The organism is Escherichia albertii (assembly GCF_028622335.1).
GTDB classification, from domain to species: Bacteria; Pseudomonadota; Gammaproteobacteria; order Enterobacterales; family Enterobacteriaceae; genus Escherichia; species Escherichia albertii.
Genome location: NZ_CP117569.1, coordinates 1 through 25819, shown reverse-complemented (window position 1 = coordinate 25819; position 25819 = coordinate 1). Strand labels below are relative to the sequence as shown.

Annotated in this window: 13 protein-coding genes and 11 pseudogenes; 11 read left to right on the top strand and 13 right to left on the bottom strand. The window is 41.8% G+C overall.

All coding sequences use genetic code 11. From position 1 onward, the window contains the following. The first annotated feature begins 17 nt into the window (after window positions 1–17). From PS053_RS22785 to PS053_RS22770, 4 genes and pseudogenes are all read left to right on the top strand, one after another. Complete coding sequence (locus PS053_RS22785) at window positions 18–7955, top strand: TcdA/TcdB catalytic glycosyltransferase domain-containing protein (protein ID WP_273775133.1); 7938 nt, start codon at window positions 18–20, stop codon at window positions 7953–7955. Beyond that, window positions 7940–8593 carry a hypothetical protein gene (locus tag PS053_RS22780; protein ID WP_273775131.1) on the top strand — a complete coding sequence of 218 codons (654 nt, stop codon included), beginning with the start codon at window positions 7940–7942 and terminating at the stop codon, window positions 8591–8593. Before PS053_RS22785 ends, PS053_RS22780 begins: the two co-directional genes overlap by 16 nt. Before the next feature lie 205 nt (window positions 8594–8798). Then, window positions 8799–9488, top strand: a pseudogene (locus PS053_RS22775) (enterotoxin); the annotation flags it as partial. A gap of 100 nt (window positions 9489–9588) precedes the next feature. Then, window positions 9589–9786 (top strand): annotated as a pseudogene (locus PS053_RS22770) (IS3 family transposase); the annotation flags it as partial. Here PS053_RS22770 and PS053_RS22765 read toward each other — a convergent pair. Then, window positions 9786–9940 (bottom strand): annotated as a pseudogene (locus tag PS053_RS22765) (IS110 family transposase); the annotation flags it as partial. The pseudogenes PS053_RS22770 and PS053_RS22765 sit on opposite strands and share 1 nt — an antisense overlap. A gap of 37 nt (window positions 9941–9977) precedes the next feature. Between PS053_RS22765 and PS053_RS22760 the strand changes: the two are divergent. Then, window positions 9978–10100: pseudogene (locus tag PS053_RS22760) on the top strand (hypothetical protein); the annotation flags it as partial. Window positions 10101–10220: 120 nt separating this feature from the next. Further along, entirely contained in the window at window positions 10221–10961 is a 741-nt protein-coding gene (locus PS053_RS22755) for a tyrosine-type recombinase/integrase (RefSeq protein ID WP_158136703.1), read from the top strand. 278 nt (window positions 10962–11239) lie between these two features. Here PS053_RS22755 and PS053_RS22750 read toward each other — a convergent pair whose 3' ends face one another. Further along, the gene (locus tag PS053_RS22750) at window positions 11240–12217 is read right to left on the bottom strand and encodes a RepB family plasmid replication initiator protein (protein ID WP_000361611.1); all 978 of its coding nucleotides are present in this window, start codon (window positions 12215–12217) and stop codon (window positions 11240–11242) included. A gap of 830 nt (window positions 12218–13047) precedes the next feature. On the opposite strand from PS053_RS22750, the pseudogene PS053_RS22745 reads away from it, so the two are divergent. Next, a pseudogene (locus tag PS053_RS22745) lies at window positions 13048–14015 on the top strand (integrase core domain-containing protein). Here the strand turns inward: PS053_RS22745 and PS053_RS22740 are convergent. Continuing rightward, a pseudogene (locus tag PS053_RS22740) lies at window positions 13976–14155 on the bottom strand (transposase family protein); the annotation flags it as partial. The pseudogenes PS053_RS22745 and PS053_RS22740 sit on opposite strands and share 40 nt — an antisense overlap. A gap of 223 nt (window positions 14156–14378) precedes the next feature. On the opposite strand from PS053_RS22740, the pseudogene PS053_RS22735 reads away from it, so the two are divergent. Then, a pseudogene (locus PS053_RS22735) lies at window positions 14379–15507 on the top strand (IS3 family transposase). Between the two features lie 29 nt (window positions 15508–15536). Here the strand turns inward: PS053_RS22735 and PS053_RS22730 are convergent. Then, a pseudogene (locus PS053_RS22730) lies at window positions 15537–15743 on the bottom strand (transposase); the annotation flags it as partial. A gap of 102 nt (window positions 15744–15845) precedes the next feature. On the opposite strand from PS053_RS22730, the pseudogene PS053_RS22725 reads away from it, so the two are divergent. Continuing rightward, window positions 15846–16049, top strand: a pseudogene (locus PS053_RS22725) (DUF4113 domain-containing protein); the annotation flags it as partial. A gap of 1 nt (window position 16050) precedes the next feature. On the opposite strand, the gene PS053_RS22720 reads toward PS053_RS22725, so the two are convergent. The 8 genes and pseudogenes from PS053_RS22720 to PS053_RS22685 all read right to left on the bottom strand — a co-directional run bounded on the left by PS053_RS22720 (window position 16051) and on the right by PS053_RS22685 (window position 22006). Continuing rightward, on the bottom strand, window positions 16051–16467 hold the full coding sequence (locus PS053_RS22720; protein WP_273775112.1) for a plasmid partitioning/stability family protein: 417 nt from the start codon (window positions 16465–16467) through the stop codon (window positions 16051–16053). Then, on the bottom strand, window positions 16460–17440 hold the full coding sequence (locus PS053_RS22715) for a plasmid segregation protein ParM (RefSeq protein WP_256878413.1): 981 nt from the start codon (window positions 17438–17440) through the stop codon (window positions 16460–16462). Before PS053_RS22715 ends, PS053_RS22720 begins: the two co-directional genes overlap by 8 nt. 411 nt (window positions 17441–17851) lie before the next feature. Then, window positions 17852–18160 (bottom strand): molecular chaperone GroEL, encoded by a 309-nt coding sequence (locus PS053_RS22710; RefSeq protein WP_000030204.1) that lies wholly within the window; start codon window positions 18158–18160, stop codon window positions 17852–17854. Between the two features lie 86 nt (window positions 18161–18246). Next, window positions 18247–18891: a ParA family protein gene (locus PS053_RS22705; RefSeq protein ID WP_001144036.1), complete on the bottom strand. Its 645-nt coding sequence runs from the start codon at window positions 18889–18891 to the stop codon at window positions 18247–18249. 179 nt (window positions 18892–19070) lie between these two features. Next, window positions 19071–19879, bottom strand: a pseudogene (locus PS053_RS22700) (site-specific integrase). After that, a complete protein-coding gene (gene ccdB / locus PS053_RS22695) occupies window positions 19880–20185 on the bottom strand; it encodes a type II toxin-antitoxin system toxin CcdB (protein WP_001159871.1) in 306 nt (101 codons plus the stop codon). A gap of 1 nt (window position 20186) precedes the next feature. Continuing rightward, entirely contained in the window at window positions 20187–20405 is a 219-nt protein-coding gene (gene ccdA, locus PS053_RS22690) for a type II toxin-antitoxin system antitoxin CcdA (protein ID WP_000813639.1), read from the bottom strand. A gap of 472 nt (window positions 20406–20877) precedes the next feature. Further along, window positions 20878–22006: pseudogene (locus PS053_RS22685) on the bottom strand (IS3 family transposase). Window positions 22007–22328: 322 nt separating this feature from the next. On the opposite strand from PS053_RS22685, the gene PS053_RS22680 reads away from it, so the two are divergent. Continuing rightward, entirely contained in the window at window positions 22329–23054 is a 726-nt protein-coding gene (locus PS053_RS22680) for a scabin-related ADP-ribosyltransferase (protein WP_256878412.1), read from the top strand. A gap of 109 nt (window positions 23055–23163) precedes the next feature. Further along, on the top strand, window positions 23164–23574 hold the full coding sequence (locus PS053_RS22675) for a subtilase family AB5 toxin binding subunit (protein ID WP_256878411.1): 411 nt from the start codon (window positions 23164–23166) through the stop codon (window positions 23572–23574). 1222 nt (window positions 23575–24796) lie between these two features. Here the strand turns inward: PS053_RS22675 and repA are convergent. Then, window positions 24797–25819 (bottom strand): plasmid replication initiator RepA, encoded by a 1023-nt coding sequence (repA, locus tag PS053_RS22670; RefSeq protein ID WP_256878410.1) that lies wholly within the window; start codon window positions 25817–25819, stop codon window positions 24797–24799.

The window sequence follows — 25819 nt, the reverse complement described above, 5'->3', positions numbered from 1 at the left end:
TATCATCGATACAATACGTGAATAATTTAGCAGTCCCTAGCAACATCAAAAAAGATAGTATCGCTCATAAATTTTTAGGTCTCTATAATAATAAAGACACTCAAATACATTATAACAATTCAAAAGAAACGCATAGTCTATCTTGGTCAGACAAAATACCTCAAGAACCATATAAAAAGAAAATAAAAAGATCTTTAGATGATATTGTTGTCGATAGTGCAATTCACAACCAGAATAAAGAGCACACTTATGGTTTAACTGAGGGGAATATAGAGGAAAAAATTCACTCAGGAAGTGATCATACTTGTTATATTTCTGATGGTCTAATAAAATCATTAAAGTCAAATATAAAGCTTTATAATGAACTAAGTAACAAAAATAGCCGAGATGGCCTAGAAGCACTGATGCGTCAGGCAAATATCTTGTCAAAAATATATAAAGAAATAGATATTAGTGATAATGGAAGCATTGAAAAAGAAAATATTTCATCATTAATTAAAACAATACAAAATGAGTATAAAAGTCACAAAGTGCAAATAGAGCCTAATATTCATGTTATTTGGGTTGCAGGGGCCCCGCCTGATAGCATCACAAAATATGCTAAAGCTTATAAATTAGCATATCCTGACTTTGTATTTAATTTATGGGTTGATCATGATGCAATGTCGGCTTATTCATTTAATCAAAAACTAAAAGAACTAGCTATTGAAAATGCAAAACATGAGATGCTTAACTCATTAACTCATAGTGAAGTTTTAGATATAAAATCTGGGAAAACGCTAAATAACAAGACTTACTCAAAACTGAGCCATGTTTTTGAAATTCATTTATTTAATTCAATATTGAACATTCAGGATTCAATAATGAATTACGCATATGCAAAGGGATTGTTGACATTTAACGACAATGACCGCATTGATTTTTTAAAGGATATATTAAAATACGATGACATTCAATTAAGTGAATTTAAGGAAAATATTTATCAAAATAAAGAAAAAATAAAACATCTGGAGAAGAAACTCATTGATATCTTTGGAAAGGAGAAAGTATCTATAAATGACATAAAAATACTTTCAGATATGAAGAAAGTGCACAGAAAACAACAATACCAACAAGAATTAATTCTTAGGGGAAATTATGCTGCAGCAACAGACCAACTGAGGATATCTGTCTTGAAACAATACGGAGGAATTTATACAGACTATGATGTAACCCCTGCCTATACAAAAGATGTATATAAGATAATAACTGATAATAGTAATAATTATGACTTCTTAGAAGATATAACATACCGTCGCGCACTCAGTGATGAAATTCTTTCGTACATAAGTGGAGAGGCGAGCTCAGGCCTTAAAAAGGCGTTACCCTTAGATGGTCAAAATAGATTAGAGATAATTATTAGTAAAATAAAAGAGAATAATGAAGTATTTTCGCCAATAGACACAAAAGTCATACGTGACTACCTAGTATTATCAAAACGTTATCAGTGGTGGGGGGAGGAAAAGGGATGGAACATTAGAGGGAATAATAATTTTATGGCTACGCATAAAGGTAGTCGTGCTTCCGACTTTATTATGTCTGGACAGGATGAGACATACCGGGAGATATTGGGGATACGAGAACAACTTAGGACAGAAAAGATTAAAGAGCAGGATTATTATCATAATAGAGATAATCAATATTCATTTCGACGAGAGCGTGAAAAAATGGAGGCTACATTATTTGTTTCTGGACTGGAAAATGATGACAAGAAAAAATCCCAAAAGGAAAATTTAAATTATTTGGAAAAACCGATGAAGGAGTACCTCAAACTCTTGTATCCTGAAAATATAAGTGATTCAAAAGATGATATAAGAGGTAATATCGATTTCCTTCAAGGATATAAGGATGGGAATGCTGTTGATATAGTTCCAGGTTTCCAGAATACGATGAAAGCAAAAGACATTGTGTTATTAATGAAACACAATAAAGATAAGTTTAATAAGAAACAACTTGGTGCATTATCTTATGAAGTTGAAAAGCGTGTTTTATCAACTTCATTTCAAGCAAAACCAGAAAGAGAACACCTACTTTTTAGTAAAACAGCTAATAATGACGGTATTGATTTTTTTGCAAAAGAAAAGATGGTACCGCAATTGTTCTTTTTGGATTTAGTTGGAGATGGATATAGTGGGAGAAGAGATCCACTATCGGTTCTTATACTTACTGAAAAATATTTGACACACAAGAAAAAAAATAACAATGATGGTGTAATAGAGAGTTTACATATTACAGCATCCATCCTGAATGATCCAGATAGATATTCAGAAACAGAGGTTGCAAAGGCAAATCAGTTATTTAAAACATTAATACAACTTCATGTTAAAAACCCTATACATTCAACAGACACACAAATATCAACAGAAAAACTAGAAAGTCAATCTTTAACAGAGATAAAAGAGCGACTTCTTAGAAGTGATATTAGCAATGAACCTTTGCTATTAGAGTTAGAAACAAAAAAAAATACAATGGCACTATGGTCTATCCTTGAAGATTCTGTCCAAAAATACGGTTTTTATGACACTAAAATGGGGACTGTTGAATTTTCAAGTATAAAGAAAATAAGTACCTATCTGGATGATTTTTTTAATGATGATGGTTTGTCATATGGAAAAAAATACCATCTCAAAAAAGTAAATGGAGATTATGTCTTTGATCGTGTCATATCAATTAATGGAGATGCCCTATCAAATTACAACACAGATTTAAGAGGTAAAAAACTGTATGAAATATTAAGTGATAATATATTCAACTCATCAGAAAAACTTACTAGACGAAAAGAAAAAGTTAAGTTTGTTCCCCATAAATATTCAGATAATAGCTTGTTTTCAAAGTACAGAATGGATGGGCTTATTCCCCGTGTATATAGCACCCTTCATATAACTGGTCCCGATGCGATAATGCGTTCGCTCAAAAACTATTATAATTCGTTAGGAGAACTTGGAAAATGTCGAATGGACTATGAAGACACTCGATTTAAAGGATTGTCAAAGGATTCATTCGTGGGAGATTTGGAAAAGATTAGTAATCTAGCGGGAGAACATTATGATTGGATTAACCCACAAAGCGTGGGGATTAATGATATAACCCCCGATGACGCAAGCACATGGACTGGTAAAAATATAAATATAAAAGAAGTAGTGTCAACATTACCCACAACAAATATAAAAACTCATCAATTAGATATAAATCCTATAAGAATTGATTTAAAGAGGTTAATGATTGGTTGGCCGGCAGAGTTAAAGGATAAACTACAAAAAGAACATCCCACTTTCGAGCATGATTATAATGCAATCATCAACTCTGAGAATATTAATTTAGAACATTTGTCATCCATTGATAAAAAAATTTACAATAATCTCATATTATCTGACAATAACCTTGTAAAATGGGCTGGAATATCTTTATCCTCTCAACTAATAGAGAAAATAAATAATATAAAGATTCCAATAGACAACAAAGTCCATTATTTATTGAGCGACATAAATAAACATCCTGAGCAATACAAAAAATCAATTCTCTCATTCCTGTACGGAGATCCTTCAACAAAAGTGATAATATGGAGAGATGATTTTTATAGCAAGAATTTATTACTCAGAGAATTATTTATAATAGGAAAAAGAGAAAAACTCTTGGCAGAGCTAATGCTTACATCCAATACAGAAGAGAAGAAAAAGCTAGAGCTATATAGTAATTTGAAGAAAAAAGAACAGATGGGCATTATAACATCACATGAACAAGAGACCTTGCAGGTTGTTTTAATGGAGTTGTCAGATAATGAAGAAATAAAGAAAAAAATAACTGACATTGAAATTAAAGCACATGCATCACCTCATAAAAAAAACATCAACATAATGGGGAAAGATATTAGTATCATTGATATACATATGCTTAACTCACTAAAAAACTACGCTGGAATAAAACCTATATGGAATAAATATATAACAAGTGAAAAAAACATGCTTGATATGCTATTACAAACAGCAAAAGATAGAGGTATAGAAAAAAGGATCATAGTGAAATATATTTCGCATGACCTTGATAATAGACTGATAAAAAAAATGATGCACAGTGATTATTATTTTGATGACCTTGACAGTATAGTCAGATATGGGATTCTTCGTCAAGAATCAGGTGTTATGATGCAGGAAGCTGCCATGGCCTCTCCATCAACAGAATTAGTAAACATTGTTTCTCAATATACTCTACAGAATGAATCAGACACAAAGTTCATATTGAGTAAAATATATGATTACATTTTAGGTAATCAGGTACTTTTTGGTACCGGACATGAGCAAGAATTAAAAATAGCGTTTGAACATATTATAGATGGCTTAGAGTTTAACGCTCTCAATAAATACTTCTCATCTATAATGAACCAATCTGTTTCTCCGCTTGGTATAAAACTTTCTTGCTCAGATGGCATTTTGACATCCGATATTATTACATCAGGAATTAAGGATTATGAGAGTCGATATAGCAATGTTATATTAGATAGACTGAATGACTATTTATCAATGCTTTATGACATAAAGAAAGATATCAAAGAAATGACAAGGGAACAAATAAAAATATTATTTAATGACAGAGACTTCCGGTTCCTTTTACAAGATGACACACACCTTGACAGTTCACTGAGTCAATTAAAAAGTATCGATGATATTTCCGTCTCTGAATTAAATCGGATTTTTTCAGGAAAAAACGGGTTTACAGAAATAATTACAAACATTGCAGCATCTGACTTTCCCTCTATCATTGGATTTACATTAAAGAATGTGGAGTTCAAAAAACCATCACTATTCTCAATTGCCGATTCAATATTTATTGAGGATAAAACCTTTAACGAGATTGGTTATACAGGGGGAGTTGATTATATTTCTCGACGTAAAGTACATGATATATCTATACAAGCAAAATACAGAGCATTAAGCTGGCATAATTTTTATAATAAACATGCAGTGCAGTGGAAAGATACAGTAACAAAGTTTAATGGTGAAAATATCATATTTCACCCACAGATGCTGTTATCACCCTCAGAAGGACGTTGCATGGGGCTTGCTGAGTTATATTTGCGGGTGAATGATAAAGAACACTATACAATATTACAAAAGAATTTAGATCTAGTGAGTGCATTGTCTCAAGAAAGTCAAGAAGTGCATATTTCTGAAAGAGATAAGAGGACTCTGGAGTTGATCAATAACCAAATTCAGTATTCTCACCAACATGGAAATAATTATTTACTTCACTCTAACTCTCTTGAAAAAATAAGAATCTCTGATTTTGAGTTAAATAGCGTTGTTGAGTACTTATTAGATAATAATATAAAAAAGATATTGGTTACAACTGATTACCATGGGATGATTATTTCTAAATTTGACAATGATTACCGTGTAACAGATCCAAATTTTGGTCATGCTGATTTTCCTGATTTAAGATCAGCATTAAAGTTCACTGAGGCGTCAATCAGTATTTCACCTGAGGTACAGCATCTTTATACTGGTGGAAGTGAAGCTATTGATATTTTTTTTACTAAGAGTGAGAACTGGGACTCAATTACTGGAAATGATGCATTAAATTTACAACGCTATTATAGAGAAAACACATTTGAAAAGATAAAAGGATCAAATATCAAAGTTCTTATAAAAGAAAAAGAGTTTGAACTAATAAAGTTGTATGAGTATGGAGTAACTATAAATGGCGCTCGTATTGATGAGCAAAATGCAAAGACCGGGGTATTAAAAATAAAAGACCTAAAAATAGATGTTAATATATTGAAAAAGTATATTGATACACATCATATTGACATAAATGAATATGATCGCCTTCAAGTTATAATGGATGAGTTAGCTCCTCTTGATGGACAAAAAATTACTAAATTAAATGATATATTGCCAGCGCAATATCAGGAAGACATTATGTCAATCCGCCAACAAGAACAATATAAACATATATCTAATATTATTACAGCTATTTATTCTAAAGTAGCTAAAAATATAAATAGCATTGGAGAACAGAATCTCAAACTCAAATCAATAAATATAAACACCTCAGATAAAGCTATCGTATCATTAGAAAGTACATCTGGTAATAAAAATATTGTATTAGATGTTGATGTTTCTGATTTAACTTTAAACATGCGTAAGGGGCTTGATGCATTATCGGATGGCATTAATAATATGAATATTGATGCCATCATGTCTATTGTATCTATTATTCAATATGTAAGACTATCTCTTGGTGACAATTTTATATCATCTATTGACCATTCTAATATGGTAAGTGATGTTAAGACAATAACTGAGAAAATAGTCGGGTTATCTCTTAACTTTATGGGGAAAAGTCAGTTCGGCTCAATTAGTGATTTCACCTTAGAAGGGATTGCATCACTGAAACTTAACCAATTAGCCATACAGGTTGGAGGGGCGACCGGTAAATTCCTTTCTAAATTATCCAGTATTGTTCGTTTTCCTGTTTTTGATACTGCCTTAAACTTATGGTCTTTAGGTGAGTCGTTTAAAACATACTCCAGAGCACCTGATGGCAGTCTAGAGAAGCTTCTGGCAGAGGTTGATATTGCTTTTGCTTCGACGTTTACTGGTATAGCTCTATCAGGTTTTATTCTTCCTCCAGTTGGATTGGCATCATTTCCATTAATGTTTCTTCAACAAGAAATAAGACAATTTGAGGGCTATATACATCAAGAGAATATGAGAAGAGAGGCATGGGTAAAATTGGAGGAATTTTTTGAAACGACATCTAAGACTCTTCTTAATGTTGATATAGAAAATGGAACGATTGACCTTTCCTCTTGCCATATTCTTGGTGGGATAACATTAAATCTCTCCGTTACCCCCCCTGAATTTACGGGCTTTCCTTCCTATAATGATGGTAAGAATGTTGGAAATGATCCCTCTCTTTCGGATGAAGAGGTTCGAAGAATAAGCAAATATGCTATTGCGTGTGTTGACAATTCAGATGCCCATATCCCTAATATTTTTGGTAATACAGATCAGATACAATGCTCAGATTTATCATCAGAGACCGCTATTGTAAAAGGTTTTGCAAACAGAAATTGGCCTTCAAAAACCCCCCAGATTCCCGAAGGGAAATATAGTGCTGTTATTCTGGGTTATGGTTCCCAGATAATAGCTCATACAGAAGTTATTCGTATGACTTGGAACGATTTTCAGGAAGTGGCCAGAACAGACTTACCTTTGATTTCTCGTAGGTTTAAATATACCAATATTATATCTGGTGATGACTTTATAAATCTATTTTTACCAAAAGTTGAGGGGGCATGGCACGATATAGATGAACTATCAGAATATAAATTTAATGTAGAATTTGGGAAGAAAGGTGGAGTTATTTATACCAATGGTATTGGTAACTTCAAATTAAATGGAAAAAAAGATACACAAAATGCCATATCTTTTAAGGAGTTGAGCTCTATTGGTGGCACTGATACAAATGTTACTGTTGATTTAAATAATAATGAAAAGCAAAATGTTGTAACTTATACTTATCCTCAGTCACATTTTAAAAAACATACAACAATGACGCTAACCCAAAACAATATAAATTCTCTTATTGGTTCTGATTTTGGTGTTAATACTTTTATAGGAAACAGTCATAGTAACAACTTTGTTGTAGGCGCTGCGGACACTAAAATACATTTATGTGGAGGTGCAAATATAATTGCTATCCCTGATGCGAACAGAAAAAACTTTAAACTGTCTGTTTTTTTGGGAAGTGTTGAGCATCACCAGCACATTAATATAGGATGTAAATTTGAGGATATTTACCATATAAGTTATGATGCGTCTCACCTTATTATCTCTCTTAATGAAATGACAATAGATGATAACAGAACAATAAATATTTATCCCAAAAAAATATATCCATGGCTACTTATGTAAACACTTTGAACTTTATTACAGATGATGGCATAGAATTTAAAATAAATGATACTGGGGAGCCGGTGCTAGAGAAAATAAACATGAGCACCTATTTTAAACATCATACTGAATACTGGTTAATAAAACCCGGCAATATAAGCTCTTACGATAAGAGAAATATATTGAAAAGAGCAGCCAAGGTCTTTGATTATCGGGACTACACAATAGAAAACCATGAAAACATATTAACATACAAAGTAAAAAATAATGATGTAAATATTACTATAGATAAAAACAATGCTTCTTATGTATTTGGTAATAAAGGAGGTGTATATCGTTTTTACTGTGTTGAGCAACCCAGTCATCATGTTTTCCTTCATAATGACAATAAAAATCCTGAAACTATAGATTTATCTATTTTGAGTACTCATAAAAAAATAAAAGTGACCGCTACTTGCAACGAGGATAAATGTATTCTGAAAATTTATGACACATTTAGAATATTTGAGATAGCATTAAAGCTGAGAGCGACAGGAAACGGTCATTTACGTAACTCTCTTACCAAAATAACTATATCTTATAAACATCACATATATCTAAGAGATATATTTTTATTATCTAATAATGTCGTCAATGAAGTTATTATATATAATAGTTAAATTCAAATATCATATATGATGAGGGTCCAGTCTACTAGACTGGACTCCCTGAATCTCCAGACAACAAATGATTCGTAAGCTGTATTCGCTCAGACCTGATCTGACAGTTACCGGTTATTTATACAGTGAGCCGGCCCCCTGAAATACCAGACAGTAGATGTGGATTTGCCCCTATATTTCCAGACATCTGATCTTACCCAGCAATAGTGGACACGCGCAAGCTATTAAGAGTTATGGTAAACTTGTACTGGACAACATTGATGAAAATAGAGATTTAGAGTATCTGCTTTCAGCATTTAAATGTGAATCATATGGTTCTAATAAATATACCCCAGGATTGTTTGCTGCATTTCAAAATGGTCATGCTGACGCAATACGAGCTTATTGCGATGTACTTAAAAATAGTAATCTCACAAGAAGTGAGATAATCAGGATGCTTGAAGCAAGAAATTATGATGGAGCCCCTGGATTACTTCTTGCGTATCAAAATGGGGACATTAATACGATTCAGTTTTTTTTGATTCACTAGTAATGTTAGATATACCAAAGGATATTATCGAAGAGTTATTGACTGTAAAATATTATGATTTTACTGGTCTGTCATTAGCGATTACTCATGGACATGCTCAGGTTGTTCAGTTATACAGTAAGTTATTAAAAATAACTTGACACCAGTCCATATCAAATGGCAAGAATCTTAGCATTAGCAATTGGTTGTGAAAGAAATAATGTGAACTTAATTATTGGTGGTGAGTATAAATCAAATAAAGCAGTAAAGGAATATGTGGATGTTTTAAAAGAATTTAATATATATCCAGAAAAGATAACAAAACATCTGGGCGAGGCTAGCAGCAAGTATTTTCTCGATGTATATAAGTATTATTATGATGATTGAGAATAATATAAGACTTCTGTCATGGCACTCTGAGTTGAGGTCACAGATTCGTATATTTCTTTAACATGTGCAGATAGTAGTTAGACTGAAAGAATATTTTTCCCGTCGCCGTTATTTTTATAACCAGGCTGCACTGAAGACCTATGATAAATACGTAACGATACGTACGATGCTGACAGATATCTTTTACAGTAACTACCAGTGTTATGGCTATCATCGTCTGCATGCGATACTCAAACATGAGGGGCTACGGCTATCAGAAAAAGTTGTACGCAGACTTATAGTGGAGGACAGCTTATCATCAGATGCAGAGATAATATTGGAACGGTTAATCTGATAATTATTCTGCAGGCTAATATTGCTGTTTTGCGGAAAGTTTTTCTCTCTCTCAGGGATTCAGTCATACCATCGCGCTTTTTGGGAGTAACTGTTCTTATTCTGAAGAATGCACTCAGCATCAATCTTTCCCAAACACGAGGGCAATAGCTGACTTGGTATTACCCCAATTCTCCCAAAAACGGCAAACCAGCCCTCAGCCCGCGCCACGACTGGCTTAATACGGGATCCCTGCTGCAAAACGTACCTTTACGTATTTGGTTTTACCCGCAATAATGCGTGATAAGCAAACAAAAGGATCCGCACGCTGCGATTTATTGTCGTGGAAGGATCCGGGCGTTCAGGTCAGAATACCTGTATCCATAAACAGTGCGTGTGCTACGTGAAAAATAACTCATGAACAATGTCATTCCCCTGCAGAATTCACCAGAACGCGTCTCCCTGTTACCCATTGCGCCGGGGGTGGATTTTGCAACAGCGCTCTCCCTGAGAAGAATGGCCACTTCCACAGGGGCCACACCGGCCTACCTGCTGGCCCCGGAAGTGAGTGCCCTTCTTTTCTATATGCCGGATCAGCGTCACCATATGCTGTTCGCCACCCTCTGGAATACCGGAATGCGTATTGGCGAAGCCCGGATGCTGACACCGGAATCATTTGACCTGGATGGAGTAAGACCGTTTGTGCGGATCCTGTCCGAAAAAGTGCGTGCGCGACGCGGACGCCCGCCAAAAGATGAAGTGCGCCTGGTTCCGCTGACAGATATAAGCTATGTCAGGCAGATGGAAAGCTGGATGATCACCACCCGGCCCCGTCGTCGTGAACCATTATGGGCCGTGACCGACGAAACCATGCGCAACTGGCTGAAGCAGGCTGTCAGACGGGCCGAAGCTGACGGAGTACACTTTTCGATTCCGGTCACACCACATACCTTCCGGCACAGCTATATCATGCACATGCTCTATCACCGCCAGCCCCGGAAAGTCATCCAGGCACTGGCTGGTCACAGGGATCCACGTTCGATGGAGGTTTATACCAGAGTGTTTGCACTGGATATGGCTGCCACGCTGGCAGTGTCTTTCACAGGCGACGGGCGGGATGCTGCGGAGATCCTGCGTACACTGCCTCCCCTGAAGTAACGGCACTTCCTTATATAAGCAGTGGTCAGCAGAACAGACATAACATAAGCTGGAGCAGGTAGATAAGCTGTAGTGAGTAAACCATGTTTTATGAAGGGAGCAATGCCTCAGCATCGGGTTACGGGGTGCTTTACACAAGGAACAGGCAGATGGCAGTTCGGCCACAGACAATACAGCAGGAAACAGAATATAAACTGCAGTGAGCAGAGCACTCACTGCATCTGTTAACATAAGCTGTAGTTAGTAAAAAACGCCCCTTCTCTGACTACAGTTTATGTTCAGCGGGATTTGAAGAGTTTTTCCAGATCGTCCAGTGTGATACCCAGTTTTTCAAGCAGGGCAAGTTTCTCCGCCATCTCCGGACTGACTTTTTCCGCAGGTGAAGGTTGCAACGGATTTTCCTTACTCTCATCATTCGGCGCTTTTAACCGGGGACGCCGGTAGTGAATACAGAAGAATTTTGTCCGCCCCCGCTGGATCTCCGTGTAATCAAGATATCCAATCTCGCGCAACTGCTCCATTGCCCGTCTGACCGTCTGGTTCTGGGAAAATACAGGAGACTTCAGATTGAGGCGTGCACGCAGCCGCGCCAGCGATATCGGTGCCGGATCCCGGGGCAGGCTCTCTATAAAGGTGTAGAGTGCCTGGGCGGACTCCCGTCGCTTCAGGGCATTAATCGCCTTAAGCTGGAGAAGGACTTTTCTGTCAAACTGGTACAGTTCAAACAGGCGGGGATCGGCCTGTAACTGAACAATATCCCGCTCAGTATCGTAGTAGGCTGACTGTACCAGATGAGTGATGTATTCCCGGGTGTGCTTCTCATCGGTACGGGAAAACGAAATCACGGTACCGGCAATGCGCTTCAGGGAAGGGCTGATGCGCTCACGCAGCCTGCGGGATGACTGGCTTGAAGGTATACCACACAGTTTTGCAAACTCGACAAAAGGCAGTTCAACTTTGTCACCAATCACGTTATGGCGGGCAAAGGAATGAATGATCCCCACCCAGGTCTTGAAATCGTTATCCATATCCAAGCGGGGGCCGGTGATCTCAACCTTATCGAATCCCTCAGCACGGGCCAGGGAAAGACGTGTCAGCTCTTCCGTGGCATCAGTACGTGACAGTGTATTTTTTTTACTGTTCTTCAGTGATTTAAGGGTCGGTACAAAAACGCCCAGACGCATCAGCGCCACAGGTTGTACGGTGTTGTTATTGTTTGGTGTCAGTGTCACCAGCTCACCGGACGACTTATCCACCTCGCCGAACAGTTTTTTGATGTCTGAATTTTCGTTTTCCAGAAAGCCTCCCGCCTGTGGACAGTAAAAGAATAAACAGAAAATCGTGTGTCAGAACTCCGCTAACTGACTGAAGAAAAACCTGCAGCCTGTATTTAACAACTGAGTCTGGCGTACTGACCATAGTTTATGTCATTAACTTACTTCAGTATATGTATTACTGAATACAGCTTATCATGAACCTGTTACAGTTTATCCATAACATGCAACAGCTTATGTGAACGTGGTCCCGGCCCATGAGTGACAAGGTTTGCAGCGATATAGGGATCTTTAATGGATCCTTTGTTGATCATTCATGGATCTGTTTACTGGATCGGGCCTCTGGATATGTGGATAAATCATTCCGGAAAAACCGCATACACAGCTGTTTTATAAAAGGGCTTCAGAGCGTACCTGCTCACTGTGACTACAGATACATTGCGCTTCCTCGCCGGTTCGCGTGCTTCGCCCGGTCACCGGTCTGCGGCGAGCACTGTTTTTTCTGATGTCTGTCTTTACAGGTAATTTTTGACGGAATCTGTCGTACTTCCTGAGCGTACGGTCATATCCGAAGTACACTTCATATGTGTATTTCAATGCCAGGGATTGTGTATACAAACTACAGGTAAAGTCAGGTTATCACCGGTGGTAGGCTGCTCCGATGGAAAAATTGTGAACTGATTGACACCATGCCGGATAACTCGGTGTGTAAGTTCACAGAGATATTGCAATTTCCTCAGGATAAGTAAGGGAAGATTTCTATGTTGATGCAACATGTCGGCGTTGGGTATTAGCGTGCAACCATCTATGCGATGAAACACTCTGTTATGCCTGAGATTGCCAAATTAAGAATGAAAGCACTGCACTTCTGGGAGAAACATGGAATCAATGCAGCTGCAGAAGCTTTTGGCGTATCCACTCGAACTCTGTACTGGTGGCGACTGTTACTTTATACTGGAGGCCCGGAAGCGCTTATCCCACGCAGCAAAGCTCCACTGGTACGTCGCACAAAGCAATGGCATCCCGAAATCCTGAAAGAAATACGACGACTGAGAACAGAGCTTCCCAACCTCGCGAAAGAACAGACTTTTATTCGTCTGAAGCCGTGGTGTGAACAGCGCCATCTGCCCTGCCCGAGCGTCTCCACCATCGGAAGAATGATCGCAGCGGCACACGATAAAATGCGGTTAATACCGGTGCGACTCGGTTCCCGGGGAAAAGCCCTGCTCATTAAAAAACGCCCACAAAGCCCCGCAGACCAAAGCACTATCGCCCGGTAAAGACCGGTGAGCTCATTGGCATGGATGCTATTGAGCTCAGAATGGGCGAGCTGCGCTGTTATGTCATTACCATGATGATCGACGAACACAGCAACTACGCTCTGGCACTGGCCGTACAGTCACTTAACAGTGATATCATCTGGCACTTCTTCTGCCGTGCAGATCAGTTGTTCCCTGTTGGTATCAACCAGATCATCACTGACAACGGGAAAGAGTTCCTAGGAAAATTCCACAAGAAGCTGCAGGAAGCTGCCATCAGGCACCTATGGACTTATCCCTATGCGCCGAAAATGAACGCCATCTGTGAGCGCTTTAACCGAACACTGAGAGAGCAGTTTATTGAATTTAATAAAATATTGCGCTTTGAAGAGCTGAATATATTCAATCAGAAACTGGCTGAATACCTGGTACTGTACAACAGTAAAAGGCCTCATAAATCGCTCGAATTACTGACACCAGTAGAATATATTTTACGTGAACAAGCAGGGGTACGGCAGTAGCAGTGGCGGACGGAAAATACAAGCCATAGTGTCTGCCCTGAGCAGGGTAGATGCTGTATCTGGCGCCGACGACAACTATGAACAGAGTCGCTGCGTTTAAGGCATTCAGGACATTGTGCTGTTTTGCGTTTTCCGCGGAGTGTTCCGTCAAGAAAAATAGCTTAAACTCTGACGTACAGCTCCCTTAGTACTGCCAGCAAGCTGTCAGTACTAAGTCCCCGTTAGCGCGGCGTAGCCGCGCTAACGGGGTTAAAAGGGCTTATCTATACTTCATCCCGCATGGCCTCGCAGGGCAGGGTGATCTTACCCAGCAATAGTGGACACGCGGCTAAGTGAGTAAACTCTCAGTCAGAGGTGACTCACATGACAAAAACAGTCTCAACCAGTAAAAAACCCCGTAAACAGCATTCGCCTGAATTTCGCAGTGAAGCCCTGAAGCTTGCTGAACGCATCGGTGTTGCTGCCGCAGCCCGTGAACTCAGCCTGTATGTATCTCAGCTCTATGCGTGGCGCAGCAAACTGCAGCAACAGATGACCTCGTCTGAGCGTGAAAGTGAGCTGGCCGCTGAAAATGCCCGCCTGAAGCGGCAACTGGCGGAGCAGGCAGAGGAACTGGCTATCCTCCAAAAGGCCGCGACATACTTCGCGAAGCGCCTGAAATGAAGTATGTCTTTATTGAAAAACATCAGGCTGAGTTCAGCATCAAGGCAATGTGCCGCGTGCTCCGGGTGGCCCGTAGCGGCTGGTATACGTGGTGTCAGCGGCGGACAAGGATAAGTCCTCGTCAGCAGTTCCGTCAGCACTGCGACAGCGTTACGGTGCACCACGCCTGACGGATGAACTGCGTGCTCAGGGTTACCCCTTTAACGTAAAAACCGTGGCGGCAAGCCTGCGCCGTCAGGGGCTGAGGGCAAAGGCCTCCCGGAAGTTCAGTCCGGTCAGTTACCGAGCACACAACCTGCCTGTGTCAGAAAATTTGCTGGAGCAGGATTTTTACGCCAGTGAACCGAATCAGAAGTGGGCAGGTGATATCACGTACCTGCGTACCGATGAGGGCTGGCTGTATCTGGCGGTGGTCATCGACTTGTGGTCGCGTGCGGTTATCGGCTGGTCAATGTCATCACGGATGACGGCACAGCTTGCCTGTGATGCACTGCAAATGGCGCTATGGCGGCGTAAGCGTCCGGAAAATATCATTGTTCACACCGACCGTGGAGGCCAGTACTGTTCAGCTGATTATCAGGCCCTGCTGAAACGGCACAATCTACGCGGGAGCATGAGTGCAAAAGGCTGCTGCTATGACAATGCCTGTGTGGAAAGCTTCTTTCACTCACTGAAAGTGGAATGTATCCACGGAGAACGCTTTGCCGGCCGGGAAATAATGCGGACGACGGTGTTTAATTATATCGAGTGTGACTACAATCGCTGGCGTCGCCACAGCGCATGTGGCGGTCTCAGCCCGGAACAATTTGAAAACCAGAATCTCGCTTAGGGCTGTGTCCACATTACGTGGGTAGGATCAGGAACGACCTGCTCTCCTGCGGCCACAGCAGTAAGACTTCCCTCCTGGTATTGCTTGCGCCAGAGAAATAACTGGCTGGCTGCCACACCGTGTTGCCGGGCAACAAGGGAGACCGTCATTCCCGGTTCAAAACTCTGCTGAACAATAGCGATCTTTTCCTGTGTAGTACGCCGTCTGCGTTTCTCCGGTCCTAAGACATCAATCATCTGCTCTCCAATGACTAGTCTAAAAACTAGTATTAAGACTATCACTTAAATAAGTGATACTGGTTGTCTGGAGATTCAGGGGGCCAGTCTACCCACACAGGACAGCCGGGATTATTTGATGAGATCCAGCCCCATAAAAACAGCGAAAAGTTAATGAAAACACTCGATGAACTGAGCCAGTCGGGAAAAGGGAAAGTGTGGTTTGCGGGGCGAGGAACCGCCCCTGAATGGCAAATGAAACGGGAAATGTTGAGTCAGTGTTATACAACTAAATGGCGAGATATTCCCCTGGCCAGGCTGAGTTAGTTCAGTCATCTCCGAACATATTTTCAGCGTTTCTTCTGGTCTGGTCTTCACCGCCATTTCTCGACGGACTCTGCTCTGTAAGAGGAGTACTGCAATCAACAGACGTATGGAGACCAGATTGTTTTTCCAGTAATTCAAGCAATTTCTTTTCAACCGAAAAAGCACCTGGTATTACGCTGGAAATCACCTTATTAATATCATCCAGAGTCGTATTTTCTGTCAGTAACTCCGATATCAGCAAAGGAAGACGTTTATCTATAGCTGCAAACGCCGCACCAGTAACTAACATCGCGCGCATGAAACGTCCCCGCTCCTTCAGTTTTTCATTTGCAATGAGCTCATCTGCTATCTTATCTCCTGTCCGTTCATCCGGGAAAAGTTCAAATGAGCAGCGTCTGGATTTATTTTCATCACTCATTAGTCACACCACCTTTCATTTTTATCATTCCCATGACTAAATCAAACTGTGGGGATGAGCTCAGATAAAAGCGCTCATCAGGAACCTTAGTCAGGTTCTTCACAGCCTCGGCCACAATTTCAGCCCCACCACCAACACACATTACATGTGTATAGTCGGTGAAACGGCTGATGACATCATTAACTCGTTTAATAAGCAACTTCTGCCGTTCATTGATAACATTAATGATAGACTCACGCTGTTCAGCATTATAAATGCGACGGGAAAGGTAGTCAGGTTCATTACGGTGCACAATGATATTGTCAGCCTGGAATGAGCTCACTCTTGTATTAGCATGTACCGCCATCTGTTCCTTAACCCCGGATGTAATCAGGGACACGCCGATATTCGGATCACACCAGGTTTTTGTAATCCCTGTCATTTTGCTACGAACATGCGACACATCAAGAGTTGTACCACCGAGATCTACGATCAAAAGGGATTCATCATCCTCAAGCCCCGCAAGAACACTGAAACCAGCGGGAATACTTTCAGGAAGAACGGAAACACTGCGAATAACAAATGCATCCCCCCCCTGCACCCGTACTTCACGCATCACATTTTTTTTCTTTCTTTCAATGTTTTGCTTATTTTTCTGATTGTTGGCGTCAAGGTATTCAGAAATCGGCAATGTGACGATGACATCAACAGGCTGCGCTTTCAGGCCGGTCTGCTGTAGCGCATGCTGAATGGCCACAACATTCACATCACTGTACTGATAGCGTGTTTCAGTCGTTACGACAGCATCAGCACTTAATGGATCAAATGAAAACTTCTCGCTGTCGATCTCGTAATTAGCCGGGGCAGCATCATCCAGTAAACTAAAAGACCATTCCGGTTTAAAGCTGTTAGGGCTGATTAACGTTTTCACGTCACTATCCTCCAACCAAGCAAGTTTAATGTTGGTAGAACCATCATCAATAAAGATTTTCATAACCAGTCTCCGTTGCTCATAAACAAATAGAAAAAACAAACACACTTCATACATACAATGTATATTCAATTATAATGGAAAGATGGTCTTTCTGAAAGGGTGAAAGCAATATAAAAACACAATAAATTGCATTCATATTGTACACTCAACCTTAAAACCAGAGAAATCATAGATACAAAAACATTATGAAGGTTATATGCAATGCATAAATGCAATATAAAAACATCTTTGACATCATGGTTCAGGTTAAGGGAAGGGAATGAAATGGTGAAACTGAGAGGAAAGGAAAGCAGTGACGAATCATGTCACCATATACAGAAAGATGTCTAATAGGTACTCTTTAGGTACACAAGGAATCCCCATAACGCATTTAAAAGACACACATCAGATACCCTTAAGGTATCTGATAGTTTATTGACCTATTGCACCATCACGTTCAAGCTTCTCTCTTATAGCCTCAATAATATATGAGCTAAAATCCAGAGATGTTTTACTGGTCGCTTTAAGTTCCGCATGAGCTTCAAAATACGACAGCGGTATGGCCTTAAGATTCTTAGCCTTCGTCCTGGCGGCCACGGGACGACCTGAAACTTCCTCTGCACCTTCATTTGGCTGAGACGGGACTGTTGCTGTTACGGCAGAAGAAGAAGTTTGTAATCTGGCAGAATCCACCAAGTTTTTCAGTTTTTCAGCCTGTGCACTAAATTTCGCTTTGCTCATGAGATAACCCAGGATGTTTGTTAGATATTCAAAAGATATCCATTAAAAGCCCAAAGGATACTATATGGATACCCAATAGATACACTTTACTGTTTGTTATTTTCAATCAGATGATTGATTTCTTCGATAAGGGCAATAACTTCCTTACCTCCTGCCGAATAGCGCCCATGAACAGACTCAGTGATTCCCATCCCAGTCTCAATGACATCCTCAAATTCTGCACGAGCAGAAATGCGGCTCTTCATCAGCTTCAGATGTTTGAACGATGGCAGGATTGCATCAAGCTTAGGGAATTTCTTCTTGTTAGGATTAACTTTACAGAGATACAGGTGAGCAGTTATATCGGTCCCCATGATAGAGCTGATTTCGTCCAGTACTCCATCAAAATGCATCAAACCAATACGCTCAGTCAGGGAGTCTTTTGAAGGGACAATAACGCAGTCTGCAAAGGCAATCGCAGTACGGGTAAGATCTGAGTCAAATCCCCCACAGTCAATAAGTAACGTCTTATCGCTGTTCTTGTAGGGAGTCATAATTTCGATTAACTCATCCACTGTTTTGGGTACTTTCACGGAAATTTCTTTTCCTTCAGGTCTCAGCCCCAGAATGATAGAAAGCCCGGTATGAGTATCCAGATCAACTGTATCAGACTTCATTTCACCAACAATGTTTACGGATGAAGTTGTCTTACCCACACCACCTTTGGGATGTGTATTAGCAATAACAGGCATAGTGTATCTCCAGAATCCACATGTAATACCCATAAAGAACCCAAAAGACACCTTTCAGATATCCAAGAGGTACTCAATGGATGTTTTTTTACTCTATACCGGTCCTGCATGTCAACAGAATATGAAATACCGATAATATATCCATGAGATATCCGAAGGGGATTTAAAAAAGTCAGAGCTTAAGGAATTCTTTTGAGCATAGACACCGCATCGGACTCAGGCATCGAAAACTGCACCCGGTGCCGTGCAGCCACATCCAGCGCAAACACCTTCGTGTAGACCTCCGTTGAGCTGATGGACTTATGCCCCATCAGGCTCTGCAGGACCTTCAGCGGTATACCGGCATACAGCATGTGCATCGCATAGGAATGGCGGAACGTATGTGGCGTGACCGGGACAGAGAACGTCACACCATCAGCGGCAGCGGCGACAACCGCTTCCCCAATCCAGGTCCTGACCGTTCTGTCCGTCACTTCCCTGATCCTCGCTTTCTCTGTCCTGCCGGTTCGTTTATTACGCGGTTCCAGAGGAATTTTCAGTGTTGCGACCATCGTCTGCAGCTGGCTGACGTACCAGGTGTCGGAGAGCGGAACCAGCCGGTGAGTCTGCTTGGCCGGCTGGCATTCTTCCTGCCGTCCTGGCGGCTTTTTCGGTCCGTTGTTTCAGGGTCGCAAGCTGCACAAACGGATACGGAGGCGCGAGCGAAAAATCCCCCCGCGTCAGCGCCAGTGCTTCATTAATGCGCGCACCGGTGTTCCACAGTGTGGCCAACAGCATCTTGCGGCGCAGATCCGGGACGTAATGGAGCAGGGCACTCACTTCCGGAGCCAGCAGATATTTCGGCAGTTCATCATGAACCATCGACATCTGGCGAAGTGCCAGAGCTGCCGGATAATCAATGACAACAGGAAGTTGTGGAGACTGTACCGGCAGAATACACTGCCGGTACCATGGCTGCAGACTGGCTGTGTATAACGGAGCCTGACATTTATATTCCCCAGAACATCAGGTTAATGGCATTTTTGATGTCATTTTCCCGGTGGCTGAGATCAGCCACTTCTTCCCCGATAACGGAGACCGGCACACTGGCCATATCGGTGGTCATCATACGCCAGCTTTCATCCCCGACATGCACCACCGGGTAAAGTTCACGGGAGACTTTATCTGACAGCAGGCGGGCACTGGCCAGGGGGATCACCATCCGTCGCCCGGGCGTGTCAATAATGTCACTCTGGACATCCACAAACAGACGATAACGGCTCTCTCTTTTATAGGTGTAAACCTTAAACTGCATTTCACCAGTCCCTGTTCTCATCGGCAAAAGAGCCGTTCATTTCAATAAACCTAGCGACCTCTGCCATCCCTTCCTGATTTTCAGCCTGCCAGCGTTCAGCGCGCAGTCGCCGGGCTTCGTTCTGCATGGTCGTACTGACCAGACCGGAGATATTCACGTCATACGCCTTGAGCAGCTGATAGCTGTCGCTGTCAACTGTCACTGTAATACGCTGCTTCATAGCACACCTCTTTTTGACATACTTCTGGTATGCATATCAGTATATATTCTTATGCCGCAAAAATCAGCGCGTTAATACACATACTGTTATCTGGCTTTTAGTAAGCCTTATTTATTTTACCTTGCATTATGTTAACCAATAAAAATTAAAATCAGACTTATAAAAACAAAGCGTAATTATCGAAGGACCATTTCCGGCAGATCCGATTTTTCTGTTATTGACGGGTTTCCGGAAGTGTACCACGCTGAGGAAATAATCATATCGCTGTTTTCCGCCCCTGCACGGCGCCTCACAGGTCAGGGAAATAACACAACATATAGTGTCATGAGCAGCTGAATGCAGTACGACATGTTGTACTTACAGGAGGTGGCGTTGTGTGGGGGAGAGGAAGATCCGTAACTCACAGAAACCGGCTCTGCGTGATGAGAAAGGAGTAGTAGATTGATCCTACCCACGTAATGTGGACACAGCCCTAAGCGAGATTCTGGTTTTCAAATTGTTCCGGGCTGAGACCGCCACATGCGCTGTGGCGACGCCAGCGATTGTAGTCACACTCGATATAATTAAACACCGTCGTCCGCATTATTTCCCGGCCGGCAAAGCGTTCTCCGTGGATACATTCCACTTTCAGTGAGTGAAAGAAGCTTTCCACACAGGCATTGTCATAGCAGCAGCCTTTTGCACTCATGCTCCCGCGTAGATTGTGCCGTTTCAGCAGGGCCTGATAATCAGCTGAACAGTACTGGCCTCCACGGTCGGTGTGAACAATGATATTTTCCGGACGCTTACGCCGCCATAGCGCCATTTGCAGTGCATCACAGGCAAGCTGTGCCGTCATCCGTGATGACATTGACCAGCCGATAACCGCACGCGACCACAAGTCGATGACCACCGCCAGATACAGCCAGCCCTCATCGGTACGCAGGTACGTGATATCACCTGCCCACTTCTGATTCGGTTCACTGGCGTAAAAATCCTGCTCCAGCAAATTTTCTGACACAGGCAGGTTGTGTGCTCGGTAACTGACCGGACTGAACTTCCGGGAGGCCTTTGCCCTCAGCCCCTGACGGCGCAGGCTTGCCGCCACGGTTTTTACGTTAAAGGGGTAACCCTGAGCACGCAGTTCATCCGTCAGGCGTGGTGCACCGTAACGCTGTCGCAGTGCTGACGGAACTGCTGACGAGGACTTATCCTTGTCCGCCGCTGACACCACGTATACCAGCCGCTACGGGCCACCCGGAGCACGCGGCACATTGCCTTGATGCTGAACTCAGCCTGATGTTTTTCAATAAAGACATACTTCATTTCAGGCGCTTCGCGAAGTATGTCGCGGCCTTTTGGAGGATAGCCAGTTCCTCTGCCTGCTCCGCCAGTTGCCGCTTCAGGCGGGCATTTTCAGCGGCCAGCTCACTTTCACGCTCAGACGAGGTCATCTGTTGCTGCAGTTTGCTGCGCCACGCATAGAGCTGAGATACATACAGGCTGAGTTCACGGGCTGCGGCAGCAACACCGATGCGTTCAGCAAGCTTCAGGGCTTCACTGCGAAATTCAGGCGAATGCTGTTTACGGGGTTTTTTACTGGTTGAGACTGTTTTTGTCATGTGAGTCACCTCTGACTGAGAGTTTACTCACTTAGCCGCGTGTCCACTATTGCTGGGTAAGATCATTATACATCAGATTCAACTAATTAGAGGCATCACCCAGAAAGTATTACATCTTCGACAGTAAGTTCAAAAAAAACATACACATATGAACAGAATACTTGATTCTTTACATGATTTTATGTTGAATTACAGGGGGGAAAAGAGATAACAACACCGTGACGTTATCAATATTGAACTCAATAATGATTTTATTATATTTTGGTGTTTTTTATATTATCAAAAGTTCCAGAAAATATTTTTATTCAAAATGGTGTGTTTTATGAGAGTCTTTTTTATTTTGTTTATAATGCTGTTGTCATGTTCAGTAAGCGCTGTTGATTTTGTATACAGAGTAGATTCCCGTTCTCCTGATGAGATTTTCCGTGATGGATTTAGATCTCATGGTAATAACAGGAACTTACAACAACACTTGCGTGGAGATTCTTGTGCTGCTGGAAGTAGGGATAGCGCTTTTGTTGCCACAACAACAAGCCTAAGAGAGACATATAATATTGCCAGACAATATTACTCGAGTTCAACTTTCCACGGTCGATTGTATAGATATAGAATTCGTGCAGATAATATATTTTATTCGATCCAGCCCTCGGTTAGTTACCTTACAGAACGAGGGGTGACTTTTACCGGATTTGAGCAGATAATGATGCGGGAACAAAACGAAATTGTTGCCGTTGGACATATTCCAACAGAAAATATTGCAGAAGCCGTGGAGTTAGTGTATGACAGACACAATAGCAGTGTATCCGATGGGGCTGGAACATCCAATGCCCGATATGTATCGGTGTCAACAACTTCCAATCCAGGAATAATTCCAGAGCTTGTTGTACCCACAGTATCTGTCAGAGAAAGGATTAATGCTTTTGGCAGTTTAATTAGCGCGTGTTTTTCCTTAAAAGGAGTAAGAAGAGATCATTCATACAGAATTGGTAATTACTATGAACAAGAATTCTACGATGCTCGAGGAGCTCTGAAAGTTATCATAAAATAGTTTTCAATAAAATATTATGTTAAATAACATTCCCTTCCATGAGAATAAGATCATATTGTTACATTTATTTTCATTTCTTAGGGAGGAATGTTGCCTCAGAGGTTGTTTTATGTGTAAAATAAAATATTTTGCTATTGCTTTGTTGTTATCTGGGAGTTGCCATGCTGGAATGGCTGATTATGATACATATATGAGCAATTTACAGATTAATAATATTTCTTTTGGAGTATATAAATCAGGAGAAAAAGAAAGTCAGTTTTTCTGTATAGGTGTTAAGCAGGGGAGTATAGCGCCCACTGTTAATACTATGTGCAAATTTGATGTATTCGGTAATCATCAACAAGGTTTTGATAACATGTTAGAAACAGCACGGTATTATTATGCTACAGGTGAAAATGTTCGTGTTTATTATAAAGAAAATGTTTGGCGTGATGCTAATTTCACGTCAGCATTTTCAGGCGCAGAATTAATTGCTATAACGACGTGTCGCTCATCTGATTATTGCATGGGCCCCACATAACAATATGTTAATTACAATCCCATAAAAATATAAATGCATGATTAAGCCACCCTATGTTTACAATTGGGTGGCCAATAAAGGCATCGTAATTCTTGTTAAATTGTCATTCTAAGGCAGAAATGACATCCACACTTTCTTATTTTATCATAATGTTGGATATGAGCTGCGTAACATTTAACTTACAATATTATTATATTTTACTCTCAAAATAGAAGTTGTGCAAATAAATCTGCCAAATCCACTCTGTGTGGGAATGACTATTTTTCAAATAGACACCGAAAATTACTGAGAGAATTCGCTCAGTCTGCTACAGCATAACTATGCTGATGGTCTTTATGTAGTATTACATGTATTAATAATGTAATCAGATGCCGCGTCAGCGGCATGGAAGGCGGCACGCTGTGGTTACATGTGATACCGGAGTAAAACCGCCGAAGCCCGGCGTCAGCCGGTACTGATTGATAGATTTCACCTTACCCATCCCCAGCCCTGCTAGACTATACCCACTTTTAGCCATGAAAGAGTTTCTGTGCGCGGTCGGAGTGGTCCCGACGAGGGTTTACCCGAAGTCGGGGCGTATCTCCGCGTTAGCGGGCCGTTAGGGCCGCTTATGAGCGTGTACTGGGGACTTCCAGCCAGAAGACTGACAGCGATGATGATTTTTAGTTACAACATTTATAATTAAAAGCGACTCTGTTCTGGCCCTTGGGGTCCGGGGGGGACCGCTTTTCAGTTATGAGGGAGGGGCTTTGTGGCTTCAGTTCTGCGTTTGACCGGGTTTTTTTGGGGTTTGTTTTTGCATGTTGTAACTAAATTGTTTCTGGTTGGGGCCTGCTGCTTGCGGTGGGAGGTGCTTTTGAATTTTGAGTTGCGCGACTTTAGCAGCTGCAAGTGAAGATGTTTCTGTATTTGTTTAGAGAAGTTTCAGAGATAAAGACTTTCCCTGCGACGAAGCAATGCAGGGGATTAAGTAACTGGGGTAAGATTATATTGCAGGTTTGCTGTTTCTAGTTTGCAGCTTTCTGAAGTTCTTTTTTTGCAGATTTATGTGGATAACTGAAACGATGTGGCCACGTTCTGATGACTGATGCGTGGTTTTATGGGCAGATATTGCCCTCTGAGGAGATTTAAGGTGATTGCGGCGGATTTTGGGGTGAACGGAACCAGCACCAAAAGCCCCGGAGGGGCTGGCGATGATTCAGTGCTGAAGGAATGGTGCTGTCTAGTGCGGTGGCGGTGCAGCCAGCGTCAGTTCAAGCTGGTACAGCTCCCTGATGGCCAGTTGCTGCAGGCGTTCCGGCGTGCACCAGTAGGCTTCATCCGGCGGCATACGCTTCAGGATGTGCTGTGACATCTCATAAATCTGCTGGTCGGCAGGTAATTTCTTCAGGCGATTAGCACGCTTACGGACTGCAGCTTTTGCCCGACGGTGTTTCAGCGCATCCTGGCTGCGCTGCAAATACCAGCGTTTTCTGGCCGCATGTACGGAGATATCTTCATCCTCACGCAGAGCGCCTTCCCGGATGAGCTGCTGGCGGATTTCACTTTCACGCAGCCGCTTCTTCTGCTGTTCGTAAAGTTTCACCATGTCGACGCCCAGCATCTGCCACCCTGCCGGTGTTATCCAGACATAAAGTGGCAGATGCTGGCGGGTTTCACGGTCCCACATTGTTTCTTCCGACACACCCAGCACACCAAAACGCACCTGTTCGGCCAGCAGACGGGAAAGCCGGGAGACCGTCACCTCGAGTTCGGGGATAACCTTTCCTTTGCTGTCTTTCGGGCTGATTTCTCTGGCCAGACGGGAAACACTCATGCCTACGGTATGTGTGCCCGCATCACTGAAGCTGACCAGAACCGGCCAGATGGCATCGAGGAGACGTTGTTTTTCCGGACGGAAGGCATATTTGCGACCGACGAACGTCCGTTTCTGCACGTAAAAAGGATGCCGCGACATACGCATACGCAGGCTCTGCTCGCCGGTCACCGGGTCCTTTTTTACCAGACGGTGATAGGCGTGCCCGAGCTGCCCGCTCAGCGCCTTATAGCGCGCAGGACGATACCAGGACGGATTTTCACATTTGGGTCTGGTGGAGTGCTCGCCACGACGGCGCTTCGTGCGCTTCCTTTCCGGTTCAACCAGGAAAGAGGTCGCCCTTCCCGCTTCATAATCTTCCCAGAAACGAATCTGCTCTTCTGGTGGAAGTTGACTCCAGTGTCTTTGTGGATTGTATCTTTCAGCCAC

Excerpts from the sequence above, each read along its gene's own strand:
- PS053_RS22715 (WP_256878413.1), bottom strand. The coding sequence starts at position 17,440 with ATGAAAATCTTTATTGATGATGGTTCTACCAACATTAAACTTGCTTGG.
- PS053_RS22705 (WP_001144036.1), bottom strand. The coding sequence starts at position 18,891 with ATGCCTGTTATTGCTAATACACATCCCAAAGGTGGTGTGGGTAAGACA.
- PS053_RS22780 (WP_273775131.1), top strand. The coding sequence starts at position 7,940 with ATGGCTACTTATGTAAACACTTTGAACTTTATTACAGATGATGGCATA.
- ccdB (WP_001159871.1), bottom strand. The coding sequence starts at position 20,185 with ATGCAGTTTAAGGTTTACACCTATAAAAGAGAGAGCCGTTATCGTCTG.
- ccdA (WP_000813639.1), bottom strand. The coding sequence starts at position 20,405 with ATGAAGCAGCGTATTACAGTGACAGTTGACAGCGACAGCTATCAGCTG.
- PS053_RS22755 (WP_158136703.1), top strand. The coding sequence starts at position 10,221 with ATGAACAATGTCATTCCCCTGCAGAATTCACCAGAACGCGTCTCCCTG.
- PS053_RS22675 (WP_256878411.1), top strand. The coding sequence starts at position 23,164 with ATGTGTAAAATAAAATATTTTGCTATTGCTTTGTTGTTATCTGGGAGT.
- PS053_RS22710 (WP_000030204.1), bottom strand. The coding sequence starts at position 18,160 with ATGAGCAAAGCGAAATTTAGTGCACAGGCTGAAAAACTGAAAAACTTG.
- PS053_RS22720 (WP_273775112.1), bottom strand. The coding sequence starts at position 16,467 with ATGAGTGATGAAAATAAATCCAGACGCTGCTCATTTGAACTTTTCCCG.
- PS053_RS22680 (WP_256878412.1), top strand. The coding sequence starts at position 22,329 with ATGAGAGTCTTTTTTATTTTGTTTATAATGCTGTTGTCATGTTCAGTA.